The sequence below is a fragment of the Acerihabitans sp. TG2 genome, assembly GCF_035013185.1.
Lineage (GTDB): Bacteria > Pseudomonadota > Gammaproteobacteria > Enterobacterales > Enterobacteriaceae > Acerihabitans.
The window spans coordinates 1-3,096 of sequence record NZ_JAYGJO010000065.1; the positions used below are offsets into that span (position 1 = coordinate 1).

Genomic DNA, 3,096 nt, shown 5'->3' on the forward strand with positions numbered 1-3,096 from the left:
TGTAGAGAATAACTTCCTTAACGGCGATGAGGCCCGCGCCTTGGATAAAGAGTGGCGAGCCTGCGAAGCCTCCGGCGGTGACTGCAAGGACGTGGCCGACAAATATCAAGCGTTAAGTGACAAGAACTATGCCGAGCTCCAGCAAATCTGCGCCGACAGTCCGCTCACCTGCGGCAGTTATCAAAAACAGCTGGTTGATACTGGTATGGACGCTGCTACACGCCCCGACTGGATGCCGGACTGGTTTGGTGCGCCGATGAGGGATGAAGCGGCACGCGGATATGTGCAAGCGGAAAATGCCAAAGCCCTTGAGCATATCAATAAGAACACCGATAAGTGGGATAGACTCGGTTCCTTCATCGGCGAACCGGATAATGTTGTTGGTTTTGCCGGAACGGTAAAATCGTTCTTCAAGGATTCAGCCACAAAAATAGCTAAAACCACTGGTGCCGCCATGAGCTTAGGCGCAAATGCCGGTGTTCAGGTATATGAAGGAAAAACCGGCGAAAAATTTGATTACACCTCTTTATTCACCGCTGGCATGACCGGTGTGGCTGGCGTCGGAAAAACGCTAAATTCCAATGTCAGACTCAATGTAGGCGGGGCTTATTTTAGCAGTCAGGTAAACGGGGAAGACTCACAAGCTGCGATGATGGGTGCGGCGGCGGGGACGGCTGCCGGTTATGGTTTGGGGGCAGCCGCGATTCACTCTTGGGAAGCCAAACTTATCAAAGCGCATTTTGGTATGTCGGCGAGCAAAAATGCTCTGAAATACAGCGAAACGACATTTGGACCCGGGTTCTTACTGAAGGAAGCAAGCATAAGCCCTATTCCAGGTGTTATCGGTGGATTTACTGGGGCATTAGGTACTGAAAGCGTAAACGTAGGTTTTATTGAGTTAGACAAAAAGGGGACGAAATAATGAATATTTTTGCAAAACAATTTATTGCATATTTTTATTTAGTCATCATTATGTCTTTGATATCATTTACTACGATTGCTTTATGTAAGTGGCTTGTGCTGGATGAAATTATATTTGTGTCAGGTAAGATAAAGAATATATCGATCTTATCTTTATACCTTGGTTTGTTTGGTGGCGCTGGTCTTTGGATTATGTATCGTTTTAATTTTTACAAATGATATTTTGTGTAACAAATCAAGTTAAGTGTGTAGAGAATAACTCGCTGGGCGGCGCGGCTGCGGGTTCGGGGCTGGGATTTTGGTTAGCGGATATCCCGGACTGTGATGCGCAGTGCAAAGCGAAACTGGCGGGGGAGATAGCAGAAGGAAATGCCACCGTGTCTGCCGGTATGGCGAATACCGCCGGTATCGCCATATTGCCGGGTGCCGCCCAAGCGATGTGGGGGCTTGGCGCAGCGGCCAATACCGGAGTCCGATATTTTGACGGTAAAGATTTTAGTCCGGTCAATGCATCTGTTGCGGGTTGGGTAAATGTCGTCAGCATGGGACACGGGCTTCCGGGAGTTGTAGGGTGGAATGCTGCGGGCGGAGCCTTGACCAATGCCATTAATGGTGATGATCCACTAACCGGAGCAATAACAAACGGTGCTGGTTCTGCTTTTGGATATGGAATGGGTCAATTAGCAAAAGTTGGTGTAAATGCTGCCGGAAAATATCTTACCCAAGGATTTGATCCAAAATTCCATCCTAACTTACTCAAGTATACTGAGGTAAAGGGACAGCTTGGAATATCGAAAGAAATGTTGCCAAGTAAAATTCCTGGCGCTGTCGGCAATGTGACTTCATCGATCAGTGCAGAATTTAGCACGGATACTGCTGATAAATCATTTAAAAAGGCGGGGGACGATGAAAATTCGCCGCCAAAATAAATTAATTATTAATGTTTTATTTTCGACATGCATTATCTGCTCAATTGTGTTTGCAGTTATTACCGCTAGTTTAATTACTAAAGTATTTTTTTCTTTTACATCGTGGATGATTCGTGGTGAATTTGATATGGGCTTGAACGATGTCTGTCATATTATAAAATTGAGCGTATGTGGAGGAGGAATAATGGGTGTAGGTATGGCTTTATTCCGACTACTTAAAGTTAAAGGTTTTTAACCGTCGCCAATTTCAAACTTATTTGTCCCGGCCCTTGAGCCGGGGTTTTACCTTATATCCCAATCACTTATCCGTCATCGCATGAATAATCAATACTCCCGGCTCCACCGTCACCTGTACCGGTTGATCGGTAGCAAACCCCGCCTCGATCAGCCAGTTGCCCTTGAGATGCAAACTGGGGCTGCGACTGTAGTAGGTGAGCATTTTTGTCGCCCGCGTCTGGTGCCGGATACTGATATAACCCACTTTTAACCGGCGCTGTGCTTTGGAAATACCGGGTTTTGATTTAGAATCGTGCTCAGCCATGGTAACTACTCCTGTTAGTTGCTTGTGGTGAGCGGAACATCGGTGTTCGAGCACCGGTGTTTCGCGTTATAAATCCTTTGTTTTACTCACTTTTGACTGGCCCACCGCTTGGCGTCATGCATATGCAAAATGCTGGTGATCACGATCTCGACGGCCTCACGCTCTTTCTCATCAAGCTGTGATATTGCTTCAAATTGGAGCTTGAGCCTATCATCCGGGCCACGTTCATCAGGTTCAAAAAGCAGCATATCCGCACTAACATTCAACGCTAAAGCAATGCGCCGAAAGACATCAATCACCGGTTGGGATGCCCCAGACTCATACCGTTTGTATTGCGAAACATGCATGCCAATCTTATCGGCCATCTGTTGCTGGGTTAAGCAAAGTGCTTTGCGGTGCGCCGACAGTTTTTCAGGAAAACCCATTTTTAAGACTCAAGTGGTAGTCGCTGATATCACTATAACCTTCCTCTCAGCGGACTTCAATGTAAGTATCATATCAGGGACTAAAATAGTAATCAATATGAGCGAATTTGAATATTGTATGTTTTAGTAAAACACCCCGTGAAATCTGAAAATACGAGCATGGCTAAAGGCAAACATCTACGGTTCGTATTGCCTTATCGTTAGTAGCATTAACAAAGACCGGGGCCATGAGCAGGGCGATTCCCTGGTACATACCAATACCCTGCTTGACGCTGGCAAA

General features: G+C 46.3%; 6 protein-coding genes. 4 read left to right on the forward strand and 2 right to left on the reverse strand.

The window, feature by feature from the left end; genetic code table 11:
* The 4 genes from SJI19_RS24320 to SJI19_RS24335 all read left to right on the forward strand — a co-directional run.
* A partial coding sequence (locus SJI19_RS24320) for a hypothetical protein (RefSeq protein ID WP_323480813.1) occupies positions 1-922 on the forward strand: 922 nt, incomplete at its 5' end.
* Positions 922-1,140 carry a hypothetical protein gene (locus SJI19_RS24325; RefSeq protein ID WP_323480814.1) on the forward strand — a complete coding sequence of 73 codons (219 nt, stop codon included), beginning with the start codon at positions 922-924 and terminating at the stop codon, positions 1,138-1,140. The genes SJI19_RS24320 and SJI19_RS24325, both read left to right, overlap by 1 nt.
* 158 nt (positions 1,141-1,298) lie before the next feature.
* On the forward strand, positions 1,299-1,850 hold the full coding sequence (locus SJI19_RS24330) for an adhesin (protein WP_323480815.1): 552 nt from the start codon (positions 1,299-1,301) through the stop codon (positions 1,848-1,850).
* On the forward strand, positions 1,828-2,085 hold the full coding sequence (locus SJI19_RS24335; protein WP_323480816.1) for a hypothetical protein: 258 nt from the start codon (positions 1,828-1,830) through the stop codon (positions 2,083-2,085). The genes SJI19_RS24330 and SJI19_RS24335 overlap by 23 nt, the downstream gene beginning before the upstream one ends.
* A gap of 63 nt (positions 2,086-2,148) precedes the next feature.
* On the opposite strand, the gene SJI19_RS24340 is transcribed toward SJI19_RS24335, so the two are convergent.
* Both SJI19_RS24340 and SJI19_RS24345 read right to left on the reverse strand, forming a co-directional pair.
* Positions 2,149-2,391: a SymE family type I addiction module toxin gene (locus SJI19_RS24340; RefSeq protein ID WP_323480817.1), complete on the reverse strand. Its 243-nt coding sequence runs from the start codon at positions 2,389-2,391 to the stop codon at positions 2,149-2,151.
* Positions 2,392-2,477: 86 nt separating this feature from the next.
* Positions 2,478-2,816 carry a helix-turn-helix transcriptional regulator gene (locus tag SJI19_RS24345; RefSeq protein WP_323480818.1) on the reverse strand — a complete coding sequence of 113 codons (339 nt, stop codon included), beginning with the start codon at positions 2,814-2,816 and terminating at the stop codon, positions 2,478-2,480.
* Positions 2,817-3,096 lie beyond the last annotated feature (280 nt).